The 13,722-nt window shown below is 75.0% G+C and carries 9 protein-coding genes; 3 read left to right on the forward strand and 6 right to left on the reverse strand.

Features of this window, described 5'->3' with window-relative positions:
- Positions 1 to 36: 36 nt before the first annotated feature.
- Both ACFV88_RS10345 and ACFV88_RS10350 read right to left on the reverse strand, forming a co-directional pair.
- On the reverse strand, positions 37 to 1,110 hold the full coding sequence (locus tag ACFV88_RS10345; protein ID WP_385488254.1) for a sugar ABC transporter permease: 1,074 nt from the start codon (positions 1,108 to 1,110) through the stop codon (positions 37 to 39).
- Positions 1,107 to 2,327: an MFS transporter gene (locus ACFV88_RS10350; protein WP_385488256.1), complete on the reverse strand. Its 1,221-nt coding sequence runs from the start codon at positions 2,325 to 2,327 to the stop codon at positions 1,107 to 1,109. Before ACFV88_RS10350 ends, ACFV88_RS10345 begins: the two co-directional genes overlap by 4 nt.
- A gap of 304 nt (positions 2,328 to 2,631) precedes the next feature.
- On the opposite strand from ACFV88_RS10350, the gene ACFV88_RS10355 reads away from it, so the two are divergent.
- The 3 genes from ACFV88_RS10355 to ACFV88_RS10365 are packed head-to-tail and all read left to right on the forward strand — an operon-like array spanning position 2,632 to position 5,430.
- On the forward strand, positions 2,632 to 3,021 hold the full coding sequence (locus tag ACFV88_RS10355) for a hypothetical protein (RefSeq protein ID WP_385488259.1): 390 nt from the start codon (positions 2,632 to 2,634) through the stop codon (positions 3,019 to 3,021).
- Positions 3,018 to 4,157 (forward strand): polyprenyl synthetase family protein, encoded by a 1,140-nt coding sequence (locus ACFV88_RS10360; protein ID WP_385488262.1) that lies wholly within the window; start codon positions 3,018 to 3,020, stop codon positions 4,155 to 4,157. The genes ACFV88_RS10355 and ACFV88_RS10360 overlap by 4 nt, the downstream gene beginning before the upstream one ends.
- 52 nt (positions 4,158 to 4,209) lie before the next feature.
- The gene (locus ACFV88_RS10365; protein ID WP_385488265.1) at positions 4,210 to 5,430 is read left to right on the forward strand and encodes an oxygenase MpaB family protein; all 1,221 of its coding nucleotides are present in this window, start codon (positions 4,210 to 4,212) and stop codon (positions 5,428 to 5,430) included.
- A 22-nt stretch (positions 5,431 to 5,452) separates the two neighbouring features.
- Here ACFV88_RS10365 and ACFV88_RS10370 read toward each other — a convergent pair whose 3' ends face one another.
- The 4 genes from ACFV88_RS10370 to ACFV88_RS10385 are packed head-to-tail and all read right to left on the reverse strand — an operon-like array spanning position 5,453 to position 13,699.
- Positions 5,453 to 6,691, reverse strand: a complete 1,239-nt coding sequence (locus tag ACFV88_RS10370) for a TIGR02679 family protein (RefSeq protein ID WP_385488268.1) — start codon at positions 6,689 to 6,691, stop codon at positions 5,453 to 5,455.
- On the reverse strand, positions 6,682 to 10,824 hold the full coding sequence (locus ACFV88_RS10375) for a TIGR02680 family protein (protein ID WP_385488271.1): 4,143 nt from the start codon (positions 10,822 to 10,824) through the stop codon (positions 6,682 to 6,684). The genes ACFV88_RS10370 and ACFV88_RS10375 overlap by 10 nt, the downstream gene beginning before the upstream one ends.
- The gene (locus ACFV88_RS10380; protein ID WP_385488274.1) at positions 10,821 to 12,056 is read right to left on the reverse strand and encodes a TIGR02678 family protein; all 1,236 of its coding nucleotides are present in this window, start codon (positions 12,054 to 12,056) and stop codon (positions 10,821 to 10,823) included. Before ACFV88_RS10380 ends, ACFV88_RS10375 begins: the two co-directional genes overlap by 4 nt.
- Entirely contained in the window at positions 12,053 to 13,699 is a 1,647-nt protein-coding gene (locus tag ACFV88_RS10385) for a TIGR02677 family protein (protein ID WP_385488276.1), read from the reverse strand. Before ACFV88_RS10385 ends, ACFV88_RS10380 begins: the two co-directional genes overlap by 4 nt.
- Positions 13,700 to 13,722: the final 23 nt, after the last annotated feature.

Consider the following 13,722-nt stretch of genomic DNA (forward strand, 5'->3'; position numbering starts at 1 on the left):
GCACCCGCACCGCACCCCGGACCGCGAACGGGACGTTCAGACCTCGTCGAGGTCGACCAGCCCACACCGCCCCGCGAGCCCGAGCGCCAAGAAGAAGTCGCCCCAGACGAGTTCGTGCCGCACCGCCGTACCGCGCTCCGCGTCATAACACCCGTCGAGCAGCATGCCCACGGGACGCTCCCCGCCCGCCCCGCTCAGGTGATCCGCGACCAGCCGGTCCAGGATGGCCGCGGCACGCTCCCCGTGCCGCTCGGCCTCCTGCCCCGGCACCCGGGCCAACTTGAGCAGCGCGACCGCGGTGATCGCAGCGGCGGAAGTGTCGCGCGGTCCGTCGGGCAGGGCGTCGTCGGCCGGCGGCACGAGCGGCCCGCCGTCGTCGGTCAGGAGTCGGCGCAGCGCGCCGGCCAGCCCGTCCGGACGCCAGTCGGCCTCCCCGGGACGGCCCAGGGCGTCGGCGACCGCCAGCAGGAGCCAGGCGCGGCCCCGGCTCCACCCGGGCGGTGGATCGGCGCAGGGCTCCCACCCCGCCCCGGTGTGCCGCCAGGCGGGCCGCAGCGGTGCACCGGGGTCGCCCCCGTGGTCCCCCACGCAGAGGTCCAGGTGCCGGTGCAGGTGCGCGGCGGCCGCCGCCCCGCCCCCGGGCCCCGCAGCCGCCAGCAGTTGTACCGTACCGGGCACGCCGTCCGCCCGGGCCTGCTCCCGGTCGCCGCCCAGGGCCGCCCCCCAGGGCACGATGCCGAGCCGCGGGTCCACCGCGGCGAGGCATGCTTCGGCGGCGCGCCCGCGCAGCGCCGCCGCTTCCGCGTCGCCCGCGGCGAGCGCGGTTCCGTACCAGAGGATGAGCCCTCGCGTCACGGTGTCGGCCGACGCCCAAGGGGCCAGTCGACGGGTGACGGCCGACGCCGCGACACGGTCGTCCTCGGCTCCGGTCCAACGGGACCGTAGCCACAGGAGACCGGCCCAGAAACCTCCGGTCCACGATCCGCGGCCGGTGGTCGTCCACCGCCCGGTGTCCGGATCGGCGAACAGGGGGAAGCGCTCCCCGACTTCCTTCCGGGTGGCCAGGACCCGGTCCAGCACCTGGGCGAGGGCCTGCTCCGGGGCGCTCACGAGGAGGTCCCGGTGGCGATCCGCCCGTCACGCAGCGCCCAGGCGTACGCCACGCCGGCGGCGACCGTGAACTCGGCGGCCACCAGCAGCCACCCCGCTCCGTAGTGGCCGGCCTCCGCGAGCGGCCCGAACAGCGGGGGGCCGACCGCGAAGCCCGCGAAGAAGCCCGCGGCGACCAGCGCGGAGTCCTGCCCGGCGCGTCCCGGAGCGGCGCGCTGCATCACGAGCACCATGGACACCGCGTTGCCGGAGACCGCGAACACTCCGACGGCCACGGCCGCCACCCACGCCAGGGGCATCGCGTGCACCGAGGCCGCCAGGAGCAGCGCCGCGCCGACGGACCCGAGGGCGAGCCCGCCCGGCAGCCAGTGCGCGCGGTCCGGGCGGGCGGCCTTGGACCAGCCGATGCGGCCCGCGATGCCGGCGACCCCGAGGACCGCGACCAGCGCCCCGGCGGCCGTCGGCCCCAGGTCGAGCCGCTCGTCCCCGAACAGGGTCACATAGGTGTTGACCGAGGCGATGCCGCCGCCGAGGAAGAGCGAGAACACCGCGAGCCATGCGACGTGTCCGCGCGGGAGGAACCGGGCGGGTCCGGCCGACGTGGTCGGCGGCGGGGGGTCGGGCGGCAGGACGCGCGCCGCCCAGCCTGCGACGAGCACGGCCAGGCCGGCCGCCGCCCACACCGCGCCGCGCCAGCCCACCGAGGCGGCCAGCGCGGCGAGCGGCAACCCGGCGGCGAAGGCGCCCAGTTGGACGCCCGACTGCTTCAGTCCGGTGGTGGCGCCCCGTCGGGCGGGCGGCACCACCGCGAGGATGGCCTTGTTCGTCGCCGGGTTGGCCAGCGCCTGTGGCAGTCCGCCCAGGGCGACCGCCGCGAGCAGGAGCCCCGCGCCGGGGGCGGACGCGATCAGGGCGAGGGCGAGGGCGGTGATCAGGGGGAGCACCACCAACGCCCGGCGCGGGCCGATGCGGTCCACCACCCGGCCGCCGACCGGAGACAGCACGGCGGCCGTCCCGAAGCCGATCGTCGTGGTGAGGCCCAGCACCGTCGCCGAGACGCCCAGGTCGTCCATGAGGCGCGGGCCGAGGACGCCGAGCAGGAACAGTTGCAGCATGGACAGTGCCATGGCCACGGTCAGCAGGGCGGTCAGTGCCCTGCCCCCACCGCGCTCGTCCGTCCCGCCGTCCTGCGCCCGTTGCGCGCTGAGCGCCCCCATGTCCGCCTGCCTCCCCGAGGTCGACCCCGTAGCCGAATGGCCCATCGAGCAGTAGTCGTGCGCACGGGCGTCCGAGTTCCCGCAGCTCGTTGTGGTGTGCACCACGCAGGAGGGGGCGCCGAGGGTACGGCTCGGGTCGCGTGGTAGCAGAGATTCCTTGCCGTGTACGGGAGTTGCAGGGTTCCGCAGCAGATCGGATGACTTCCGGCTTAGCGGCAGGGCCCGCGGGAAGTTCGTCCCCGAACAGCCCCTGGGAGGCCCGGTGAGAACGGGCGACGGGGCCAAAGGCACGGGTGGGGAGACCATGGCACAGGAACACGGGAGCGGGCCGGGTGGCGCTGAGCGGCGCTCCGACGAGGCGGTCCTGCTGGTGGCGGGAGCGGTGGACCTGGTGCTGGAAAGCGCCGAGGACGCGTTGCGTCGGGTCCGCGCCCTGCTGGGCAGGTCCGATCTGGGCGAGCTGACGGCCGATGTGCGGCGGGACCTCCTCGCGCGGGGCCGCAACAGCGGACTGGACCCGGTGCGCACCGCGTCCGCCCCGGCACATCTGGAGCTCCTGGCGCTCCGGGCCCGGCAACGCACCGGCCCGGACGGCGCGGGTGGAGGCGACACCGGCCCGGACGGCGCCGGTGCGGCGGAGGAGCCCGCGCCGACGGGCGCCGGGTTCCGCGCACCCGGGCATCCGAGCCGGTGACGGTCACCGCGACCGGGCGGGCCACCGGTGCGGGGCAACCCGTCCCGGACGCCCCGCCCGTGCCCCTGAGCGCGCTCAAGGCCAGGGTCGACCACGAGTTGGAGACGTTCGCCCGGCGCGAGACGGCCCTCCTGGAGGCGGTGGACCCGGAGTTGAAACCGTTCGGGGAACAGCTCCGGGCGATCGTCGGCCACGGCAAACGGTTACGGGCGGCGTTCTGCTACTGGGGTTGGCGGGCGGCGGGGCGTGCGGACGGGGACGACGTCGTGCGGGCCGCGGCGGGCGTGGAACTGGTGCACGCGGCGGCCGTCGTCCACGACGACCTCATCGACCGCAGCGCCCTGCGCCACCGGGTGCCCACCGCGCACCGGGCCCTGGCCCCGCCACGGAACCACCTCACGCGCGGCACCGGACGGGGCGCCACCGGGCGGGCCCTGGCCCTGCTCGCCGGCGATCTGCTGATCTCCTGGTCGGGCCAGCTGTTCACCGATTGCGGGCTGCCGAGCGCCTATCTCAACCGGGCCCGGCCCCTGTGGGCGACGCTCGCCCGGGAGTTGGTCGCCGGGGAGTGCCTGGAGGTCCTGCGCAGTGGCCCGGGCCCCGCCGCCCCGGCCGATCCGGACGGCTCGCTGAAGATCGTCCGGTACAAGACCGCCAAGTACACCGTCGAGCACCCGCTGCACATCGGCGCCCTGCTCGGCGGTGCGCCCCCCGCGCTGCGGGAGGTGTTCAGCGCCTACGGTGTCCCGCTCGGTGAGGCGTTCCAGTTGCGGGACGACCTCCTGGGCGTGTTCGGCACGCCCGACAGCACGGGCAAGTCCAATCTGGACGACCTCAGCGGCGCCAAACCGACGGTCCTGCTGGCGCTGATGCGACGGGCGGCGACGGACGCCGAACAGCGGCAGATCCAAGCCCTGTTGTCGCGGCGCGAGGAGACCGGGCCCGAGGATCTCGACCGGTTCCGGGCGATCGCGGAACGCACCGGGGCCCGCCACGGGGTCGAGGCGCTGATCACCGCGCGGGCGGCGGCGGCCACGGACGCCCTGGCGGCCGGCGAACGGGCGGGACTGCTGCCCGCGCACGCCGCCGAGGCCCTGCACCACCTGGCCCGCCACTGTCTGACCCGCGCGTCCTGACCACGGCGCCCCTCCCGTGCACCACCCTTCCGTTCCCGAGAGGAAGCACCCCATGAACCCCAACGCTGCCGACGCACCGGCCGGGTCGGCCGCTCCCCCGTACACCGAGAGCTCGCTCGACGCCCTGCGGCAGGTCGGCGACGAGCTGGCGGACGCCACGGTCGCGGAACTCTTCGCCCGTGGGGAGACGGGCAGGTTCAACACGTTGATGCGCTGGTTCTCCACCGCGGGGCAGGACCTGCCCCCGGGGCTGCCCGACGTGGCCCGGGAGTACCTGGAGGCGACGGCGATGCCGCCGTCCTGGGTGGACTGGGGCGAGATGGAGAAGGCGCGGTTGTTCTTCATCGACAACAACGTGCACGTCTCGACCGCGCTGTCCTTCGCGTCGATGCCCGCCTGTTACGTCGTCCCGCACATCGCGAAGCTGCTCAGCGCGACCCATTCCCTGGAGTACCCCTCACGGAGGATGGCGGAGACCGGACAGTTCACGGTCTATCTGATGCAGCCCGGCGCCTTCGAAGCCGGGAGCAGGTTCATCCCGGCCGCCCAGAAGGTCCGGCTGCTGCACGCCTCGATCCGCCACCACCTGGAGCGGGAGAACCTCTGGGACGTCGAACGCCTGGGCACGCCGATCTGTCAGGAGGACATGATCGGCGGTCAGATGATGTTCTCCATCCAGGTGCTCGACGCCCTGCACCGGCTGGGCATCCACCTCTCCAACGAGGGTGCCGACGCCTACTTCTACGCCTGGCGGGTGGTCGGCGCCATGCTCGGCATCGACCTCGCCCACATGCCCGAGAACCTGGAGCAGGCCCGGCACTTCTCCGACCTCTACATGAGCCGCCACATGGGCCCCTCGCCGGAGGGCGCCCGACTGACCCGTCAACTCATCGACCTGTACGAGGAGGTCGTGCCGGGAACCGTCTTCGACCCGGTGGTGCCCGCCATGGTCCGCTACCTCGTCGGGGACACCTGCGCCGACTGGCTGGAGGTGCCCCGTTCGCCGCTGTGGGATTCCGCGATCCGTACCGCTCCCGCGCTGCTCGGGGTCCTGGAGGCCCTGGAGGACCGGTCCCCCCTCGCCGCCTGGGCGTTGGACCGACTGGGCCACCACACCAGTGTGTTCGAACTCAGCTCGCTGACGCGGGGTCGGGTGATGCAGTACGCCATCCCGGAGCGGCTCAAGGGCGAGTACGGCGTCACCTCCGCCCGGTCCCGGCTGGACCGCTGGGCCCCTCCCCCGCTCACCCCCGACCCGAGCGCCCGGCGGTGACCCGACCGCGTCGACTGCGGGCTCAGACCAGGTCGGACAACAGGTCCTCCAGTACCGTCTCCTCCTCCACCCGGACGCCCGACTCGGCCAGCGCAGCAGGTAGTTCGGGGTCCCAGGGGGCATCGGCTGGCGTGCCGGTGAGCGGTGGCCGTTCGGGGCGGGCGAGCACCGCGGCCCGGTAGTCGGCGGCGGTGTAGCGCCAGGGCCGCCACGGAACGCGTCGCCTCAGGACGGAGGCGATGCGCAGGCCGCCCCAGTCGAAGTCACCGTGGTACAGGAGGGTCGTCCCCCCGTCGACGAGGTGACCCAGCAGGGTCAGGGCCGCCGCGGACGGCTGCCCCTGGAGGCAGACCAGGGGTGCGGCGGCCGGGCCGTGGGCGTCGGCCGCGGCGGCGAGCACGGCCGGGTTCTCGCAGACCCGGACGACCGCGGTGCGTCCGGCGGGCGGGTGGCGGACGAGCTGGCGCAGGGTGAGTACGGCGGGCTCGCCCTGGTCGGCCTGCCAGTCGAGGCCGGGGGTGCCCCGGAGGTTGAGGGTGAGGACGGTCGAGGACAGCGCGTCGCGCAGCAGTCCGGCCGATGCCCAGGCCTCCCGCCGCCACTCGGCGCCGGTGCCGTCCTCGAACCCGGTGAGCGCCCGGACGCCGGAGAGGGTGAGGGTGGCCAGCGGGGTGCCGTCGTCCAGTGCGTGGGCGCTGCCGAAGGTCCGGGCCGCGAAGGCGGCCAGGGGCAGCGGTGGATCGGCGGGGAGGTGAAGCAGGGCGGCGACGGTCCGTTCCAGGAGGGTGCAGGCCGCGTCGGGCGTGCCCGCGAGACGGCGCACCAGGCCGTCGCCCCGGACCCGGGCGGCCCATGCGGCGCAGCCGGGGACCTCCGCCGCGAGCTGGTCGAGCGGGGCGTACGCCTCCTGCCAGGCCCGTTCCTCGGCGGCCCGGGCGGCTTCCCGGGGGACGACCGGCCCGGTGAGCAGGGTGACGGCGGCGGCCAGGCCGTCCGGGCTGGTGCCGGAGCGGCGCAGCAGGGCGTCCACCGCTTCCAGGCGGATCGACACCGAGTGTCCGGTGCCGGGGGTGCGGCCCAGCAGCCGTTCGGCGGCCTCGCGCTGTTCGGGGGTGGGGGTGCTCAGGGAGACGGCGCCGGTGAGCGGTTGGCCGCGTTCGAGGCGGCGGCGCGCCCGGGTGACGAACCAGGCGAGACCGGGGTCGCCGAGCAGTCGGCGCAGGCGCGGTGCGTCGCCGGCGGGTCCGGGGGTCACGTCCACAGGGGCTCCGGTCCTTCGGGTGACCCTGCCGGTTGCGCCGTGCGTTGCTCGGGCAGGGTGATCGGCGTCCGTGCGGGTTCGACGCCGGGTTGGACCCGGTGGCCGTCCCACTCCCAGCGGGTGACGAGGACCGCGGCCACCTCGTCGATCCGCGACAGTTGGGCGATGGCGATGCCGGGCACCTGCGGGTAGCAGGCCCATTCCCGTTCGCTGGTCATGACCACATCGAGGTCGAAGGCGTGCAGCAGTCCGAGGCACTTGGCGCGGGAGTCGTCGTCCACCCCGGCGAAGGCCTCGTCCAGGGTGACCAGGCGCGGGGCGTACGGGCTGCCCGCGGTCGCGTAGTGCGAGGAGGCCGCGGCGAACAGGGGGACGGAGACGGCGAGGACCCGTTCGCCGCCCGAGGCGGGGCCGGTCGCGGTGACCCACCGGCCGTGTTGGTGGCGTTCCACGGCGAACTCGTGCCAGGACCGGTAGTCGAGTGCCGCGGAGAGGTGTTCGAGCCAGCTGCCCGAGGCGTCCTCGGTGTGTTGGCGGGCGATCTGCGCCTGGAGGAACTCCCCCACCGCCACCCGGTCCTCGGTGCTCCAGGCGTCGGCCGACTGGCGCAGGCGTCGGCCGGCCTCGGCCAGACCGGCGGGGGCCGTGCGCGACGCCCGCCAGACCAGCCGCAGTCGCATGCCGGTGGAGGTGGGGCGCTCCTCCAACTCGGCATTCATGTCGCGCACTTGGCGTTCCGCGGCGCCGATCAGCTCCTGGAGGGTGCCGGCCACTTCGGTGATCAGGTGGGTTTCCAGGACCTCGCGTTCCCGCGCCGAGAGGATGCGGGTGAGTTCGGCGACCTCCAGGGCCAGCGCCCCGGCCAGTTCCGGAACGGCCCGCTCGCGTCCCTGGTAGACGATGTCGACCACCATGCCGTCCTCGACCATCCGGGCGGACGCCGAGTGGCCGTGCCGGGACAGGGTGTCCTGGAGGCTCTTGAGCTCCCTGCTCAGATGGCCCTGGACGCGTTCCCAGGCCGCGTCCGAATCGTCGGTCGCGGACAGTCCGGCTTCGACGGCCCGGGCGAACGCGACGGCGGGGGTGGCGGCCCAGGGTCCGGCGTCGGCTGCGGGCACGGGGAGGTCCGGCAGGGCGACCGCGATCAGCCCGGTGCCGGTGAACCGCTGGAGTGCGGCGATCGCCACGGTGCGGGCTTCGGTCGCCGCGGTGAGCCCTTCGTCCAGCTTCTCGATGTGGCCCTCCGCCCGGCTGGCTGCCCGGTCCGCCTCCGTGTGCTCCGTCCTCGCACGGCGCTGTTCCGCCACGCAGGCGGTACGGGCCGCGTCGTTCTCGGCCAGTTGTCGTTGCAGGTCGGCGACGGCGGCGCCCACCGTGGCCCGGAGGGTGGTGTGCCGTTCGTCCGCCGCAGCGGCGTCCCGGGCCGCGTCGTGCGCCCGGGCCGTGAGGTGGTCGACCCGCTCCTGTGCCCGGTCGCGTTCCCCGCGTTCCTCTCCCACCTGGGCGGCGACCTCGTCGCGGGCCCGCAGCGCCGGCCACAGGGCGGCCAGCACCTCGGCCAGCGCGCCCAGCGCCCTGCGCAGGGCGGCCCGGCCCGTCGGGTCGGCGGGCAGTCCGAGGTCGGCCGCGGTGCTGGTGAGTTCGGCGGCCGACACCTCGGCGAGTTCCGTCGTCCGGTGCAGGGCCGTTCCGCGTTCCGTGTGCCGCAGACGGGCCCGGCGCGCCAACTCGGCGGCGGCGGCCACGGCGGCGTGGGCCCGGGTGAGCGCGTGTTCGTCGGGTACGTCGGCCAGCTCGTCGTCCAGGGTGCGGCGGCGGGCCCTCAGTGCGGTCAGTTCGGCCTCGACGGCTTCCGATTCCGCTCGCAGGAAGGCGAGTTCGGTGTGCAGCACGTCGAGGCGGGCCCGTCGGGCCGCCTCCCGGGCGCCCGCGCCGATGTACTCGGCCGCCGTCTTGGCCCACCGACCGGTCAGGGCTCCCACCCGGAAGCGTCCGTCGACGGCGGCCCAGGTGCTGCCGCCGCTCTGCGGTCCGGCGCCGATGGTGGACAGCAGCAGGGTCACCGTGCCCTCGCCGACCGTGGCGGCCCGCGCGTCCGCCGGGTCGACGGCCACCCGCAGCAGTGCGGCGAGGGAGCCCCCGGGCAGGGGGCCGGTCGTCGGGGCGAGCAGGACGTCGTGGCCGTCGGCGGCCAGTAGGGAACCGTCCGGCAGGACCCAGGCGTCCAGCAGTCCGGACGCCTCCAACGCGGCTTCCAGGCCGGCGCGTTCCGGCTGGCCGAGCCCGTCGTGGAAGTCCACCAGCCGCCACAGGGGTGCACCCGGCATCCGGTCGCGGAGGCCGGGCGTCCTGGTGGTGGGCGCGCCGGGTGCCCGGGGTCCGCCCGCCTCCAGGGCGGCCACCTCCCGCTGCACCCGGTCCGCAGCGTCCCCGAGTTCGGTGCGGCGGCGTTCGGTGCGGGCGGTGCGGGCGGCGAGTTCGGCCGAGGCCCCGGTGTGGGCCCGGGCGGCCCCGGCGCGTACGGGGTAGGGCCCGTCCAGCCGGCGCACCCACTCCTGGAGGTCGTCCAGCACTCCGGGCAGATCGGGCAGGGCCAGTTCGGTCCAGCGGTGGGCCCGTTCCCTGACCTCGTCCAGCAGGGCCCGGCCCGCCGTCTCGACGCCCTGCTCCGCCTCCTGCTGCGTCTCGGCGGCGTGGTCGAGGTCGGCGGCGGCCTCGTCCAGCCGGACGGCGTCGCGACGACGGTCCTCGGCGGCCTCGTCGGCGACCTTCGCAAGGGCGTCGAGGTGGTCCACGGCCCGGTGTCGTCGTTCCCGGGCGGCGTCCGCGGCCCGGCGCAGCTCCGGCACCGGGAGCCGGTCGTCGGCGGGCAGTTCGGTCCTGGCCGCCGACGCCGTGTCACGGGCCTGGCGGAAGGTGTCCTCGGCGAGCCGGGCCGCACGGTCGAGTCGTTGCTCGGCGGCGCCGAGCCGCCCGACGGCCCTGGTGTGGTGGGCGACGGCCTGCTGTCGGTCCTCCAGGGCACGGCTGCGGGCTTGTGCGGTGCTGCGTACGGTGAGCGCCGCCCGGTCGAGTTCCTTGGCGCTGCGCATCTCGGGGCCTTCGCGCAGCGCTGCGTCCTGCGCCGACAGACGGGTGTGGGTGTCCTCCAGGTCGGTGATGCGGGTTTCGGCCGCGGCTCTGGCCTCCTCCGCCTGGGCGCGGCGGGTCTGGGCGTCGGCGAGGTCGCGTTGCAGGTGCTCGTAGCGGGAGTGTTCGGCGCGCGGCAGGCGGGCCCGGCGGCGGGCGGCGATCCGGGCGTACCGCCGGTAGTGCTCCAGGAACGCGGCGGCGGCCCGCTCGGCGGAGGTGGCGGCCGTCAGTTCGTCCTTCTCCTCGTCCAGGGAGCGGAACGCCTCGGCCACGTCGGCGATGACGGCCTGGTCCATGGGGGGCAGCGCCTCGGTGAGGGCCCGCGACAGCGCCTTCTCGTTGGGGCGCTTGGAGAGTTGGGGTTGGCGCAGTTGGATCAGGAGGTCGACCAGGGCCGCGTAGCGCTGGGGTCCCAGGCCGAAGAGCGTTTCGTCCACCGCCCGGCGGTAGGTCCTGGCCTGGTCGTACACCATGCCGTGGTCGGCCACCGCCTCGGCCAGCCGGTCCCGGGACAGGGCGGTGCCGGTGGCGTCGAGCAGGCTCAGGGTGCCCTCGCCGGGTCCGGCGCCGCGGTGGTCGACGCGCTGGCTGGTGAGGGCGTACCAGTGCCGGGCGATGCCGCGCCCGCTGACGGCCTTGAGCCCGCACAGAAGGGTGCGGAAGTGGTGTTCGCCGGTGGTCTCGTCGCGTCTGCCGAACTCGATCCAGGTGTAGCCGAGGCGCTCGGAGTGCGGGTGCTCCCCGCCGAGCAGCAGGTTCCACTCCATCCGTTTGCCGGGGTCGCCGTCGGGCTCGACCCGCCGGGGGCTGAGGTCGCCGTCGAGCAGGAACGGCAGGGTGAGGGCGAGCACCTTGGACTTGCCGGTGCCGTTGTTCCCGCGCAGCAGCAGGCGGCCGGCGCGGAAGTGGAACTCCTCGACGTCGTAGTGGAAGAGGTCGACGAGTCCGATGCGCAGGGGTTGCCAGCGCGTCCGGTCCGGGGTGGGCAGGGCGGTGGTCACGGCCGGCGGGCCTTTCGCTGGGCCGGCGGGCGGGGGCTGCCGGGTTCGAGTACGACGGGTGCCCCGACCGCGTAGCGGGCCAGGGCGGGACGCGGTTCCACCCCGCGGTCGGTGGAGGTGACCAGCCCGAGTGCGGTGAGGCGGGTGACGGCGTGGGCGACGAGTTCGTTCTCGGTGCCCGGTTCGCGGGCCGACTTCGCCCAGAACCCGCCGTGTTCGGCCGCCAGTTCGCGCACCCGGCGGGCGAGTTCCGCGTGGGTGACGGGGCCGGCGGCGCGGGAGAGGTGTTCGGCGAGGAGCAGGGTCACATGGCCGTGGGTGCCCTGTTCCGGCATCCGGAGGTCGGTGAGGTCGTCCTCGGGGTCGACCATGGCGATGCCCTCGGCGCGGATCTCGGGGACCAGGCCGGTGAGTTCGGTGATGCGGGTGGTGAGGAACCCGCGCTGCCGGGTGAGGTAGCCGAGCTCGGCGTCGGTCAGCTCGTCGTAGTAGAGGACGGGGTCGTCCAGGAGCCGGCGGGTGAGTGTGTGGCGCATCGCCCGGAACCGTAGTTCGTCGCTGTCGAGGAAGGTCTCCGCGGCGAGTTCGTCGATCCGTTCGTCGAGGGTGTCGGCCTGCACGGTGGAGGGGCCGCGGTGGCCGGCGAGCAGTCCGGCGAGCACCCGCCGCTCGACGTCGTACAGCACGTCTCCCGCTCCGCTGACGTAGGCGTCCTCGTCGCCGGAGACCCGGCGCAGGACGCCCAGGTGCAGCAGGAGGCGGACGACGGCTGCGAGGTCGAGCCGTTCGTCGCGGCGGTCGAGGGTGAACTCGATTCCGTGGGAGGCGAGTTCCGGGTCGGCGGCATCAAGGACGACTTGGTCGGCGAGGCGGCCGAGGGCGATCTGCGACTCGCCCCGTTCCAGGGCGGCGAGGGCGAGGCACAGCAGGACGTAACGTCGCCGGGTGAAGGGGGCGCCGGTGCGGGTGGCCTCGCGCGCCGGGTGGGTGGCGTCACTGCGGACCCCGGGTATCTTGCGCAGCCGGGCGGCCTGGGCGTCGACCTGGAGGGGCCAGCCGGTGTTGCGGTCGAACCACTGCCTGAGTTCGGCGGCGTGCCGGCGGACCAGCCGGAACTCGTCGGCGTACCGGCCGTCGGCGAGGAGGAGGGGCTGTTTCAGCAGGGCACGGGCGGCCCTGCGCAGTTCGGCGGCGCGCTGCCCGTCGAGCACTTCCGCGAGCGGCGTGGTCACCGTTCCTCCCTTCCCTCGTCCGTGTCACCGGGCGATTCCGGGGCGCCCGGGAGCAGCGGGCCTCCCGGGCCGGCGGTGCGGTCGGTGATCTCGATGCGGTGGTCGGGCCCCCGGAAGACGCCGCCCGGGGTGCGCACCTCGGCGGTGCCGCCGTCGTCGAGGAGGCTGAGGCGGATCTGTAGGGAACCGTCGTTGCTGGTGGCGACGGTGTGTCGGAGGCCGGGTCGCCAGGTGGCCAGGGCGTCGCCGAGGAGGCGCAGGAAGAGCCCGAAGGTCGCGGGGTCGAGCTCGCCGAGTTCGGACAGTCGGCCGGCGCCCCGGGCGACGAGCCGGGCCCGGGCCGCGGCCGTCTCGGCGGTCTGTCGGGCCGCGACCTCGGCCAGGTGGCGGCGCTGCTCCCGGCGGTCCTCCACCTTGCGGGGCTTGCCGCGCCGTTCGTAGCTGCCGGTGCGGCGCAGCTGCGGGCTGATCCGCAGGGGCTCGGCCGCCGCCCAGCCGGTGGCGGCGGGTACCGGTCGGTCGGCGCGGGCGGCGAGGGTGTCGGCGTCGACGGTGAGGTGGCGGGCGGGGTAGAGGCCGAAGGCGGTGCGCCAGAGCCGGTGCCGGGAGGCGTCGTCGGGGGCCTCGGCGAACCAGCGGGCCAGGGTCCGGAAGTCGGCCGAGCGGTCGGAGCGACCGGCCCGGCGCTCCCCGAGCACGCGGACCACGGCGAGCAGTTGGGGTACCGCGCCCAGCGCCCGGCCGCGCAGCAGCCGGGCCTGCGCCTCCCGGCCGTCGCGGGTGATGAACCAGGACCCGAGTCCGTTCCAGCGCGCGGCCCAACGGTCGTACGCCTCCCGGGTCGCGCGTTCCGTCTCGGCGCCTTCGCCGGGGGCGGCGCCTTCGCCGGGGGCGGCGTCGAGGGCTTCCCGGACCGCGGCGGCCCGCAGCAGCTCGTCGATCCGGCCGTCCCGCTCCAGTTCCTGGATGAGTTGGGCGATCCGGCCGCCGAGGGTGATCAGGTCCTGGATGAAGCGCTCCAGGTACTGGATGAGCCGGTCCTTGTAGGCGAGGAACGCCTCCTCCGTCACGTCGTGCAGGTCGATGGTGCGTTGCAGCGACCCCATGAACGCGCGGGCGTTGTCGGCGAGCGCGCCGAACCGGCTGGCCAGGGCGTCGAGCGCGAGGTGCACCCGGGCCGGGTCGGGCGGTTCGTCCGAGGCGAGCACCAGCAGGGCCCGGAGTTGGGTGACGATGTCGTGCAGGGCGACCGCCTGGAGCGCGCCGCGCCGGCCCAGCGCCTCGTCGTAGCCGGTCAGCGCCTCTTCGGCGGCCTCGCCCGCCCGGGTGAGCTGGTAGATGAACCGCTTCCGGTAGAAGTCCTCGACGGCGGTGACGCGTCCGGTGTCGGCGTCCGCGCGGAGGTTCCCCCAACCGACGAGGCTGTCCAGTGCTTTGACGACGGCGTCCGGATCGGCGGGCCGTTCGTCGACCGGCAGGGCGGCGTGCACGTCCTCCGGCCTCAGGTGCACCGCGTAGCGCTGCTTGGCCTCGACGAACACCCGCATCACCTGACGGTAGAGCACGGTGTTCTGCACGGTCAGGTGGGCGAAGGGGCTGTAGCCGTTCGGACGGGGTCCGGTGCCGGCGGTACTCACGGTCATTGCCGATCATTCTGTCTCATCGC

Origin of the sequence: Streptomyces sp. NPDC059816 (assembly GCF_042732055.1) — a bacterium.
Classification (GTDB): domain Bacteria; phylum Actinomycetota; class Actinomycetes; order Streptomycetales; family Streptomycetaceae; genus Streptomyces.

Bases quoted from the DNA above. Each gene is read 5' to 3' on its own strand.
- ACFV88_RS10350 (WP_385488256.1), bottom strand. From the start codon at position 2,327: ATGGGGGCGCTCAGCGCGCAACGGGCGCAGGACGGCGGGACGGACGAG.
- ACFV88_RS10355 (WP_385488259.1), top strand. From the start codon at position 2,632: ATGGCACAGGAACACGGGAGCGGGCCGGGTGGCGCTGAGCGGCGCTCC.
- ACFV88_RS10365 (WP_385488265.1), top strand. From the start codon at position 4,210: ATGAACCCCAACGCTGCCGACGCACCGGCCGGGTCGGCCGCTCCCCCG.
- ACFV88_RS10385 (WP_385488276.1), bottom strand. From the start codon at position 13,699: ATGACCGTGAGTACCGCCGGCACCGGACCCCGTCCGAACGGCTACAGC.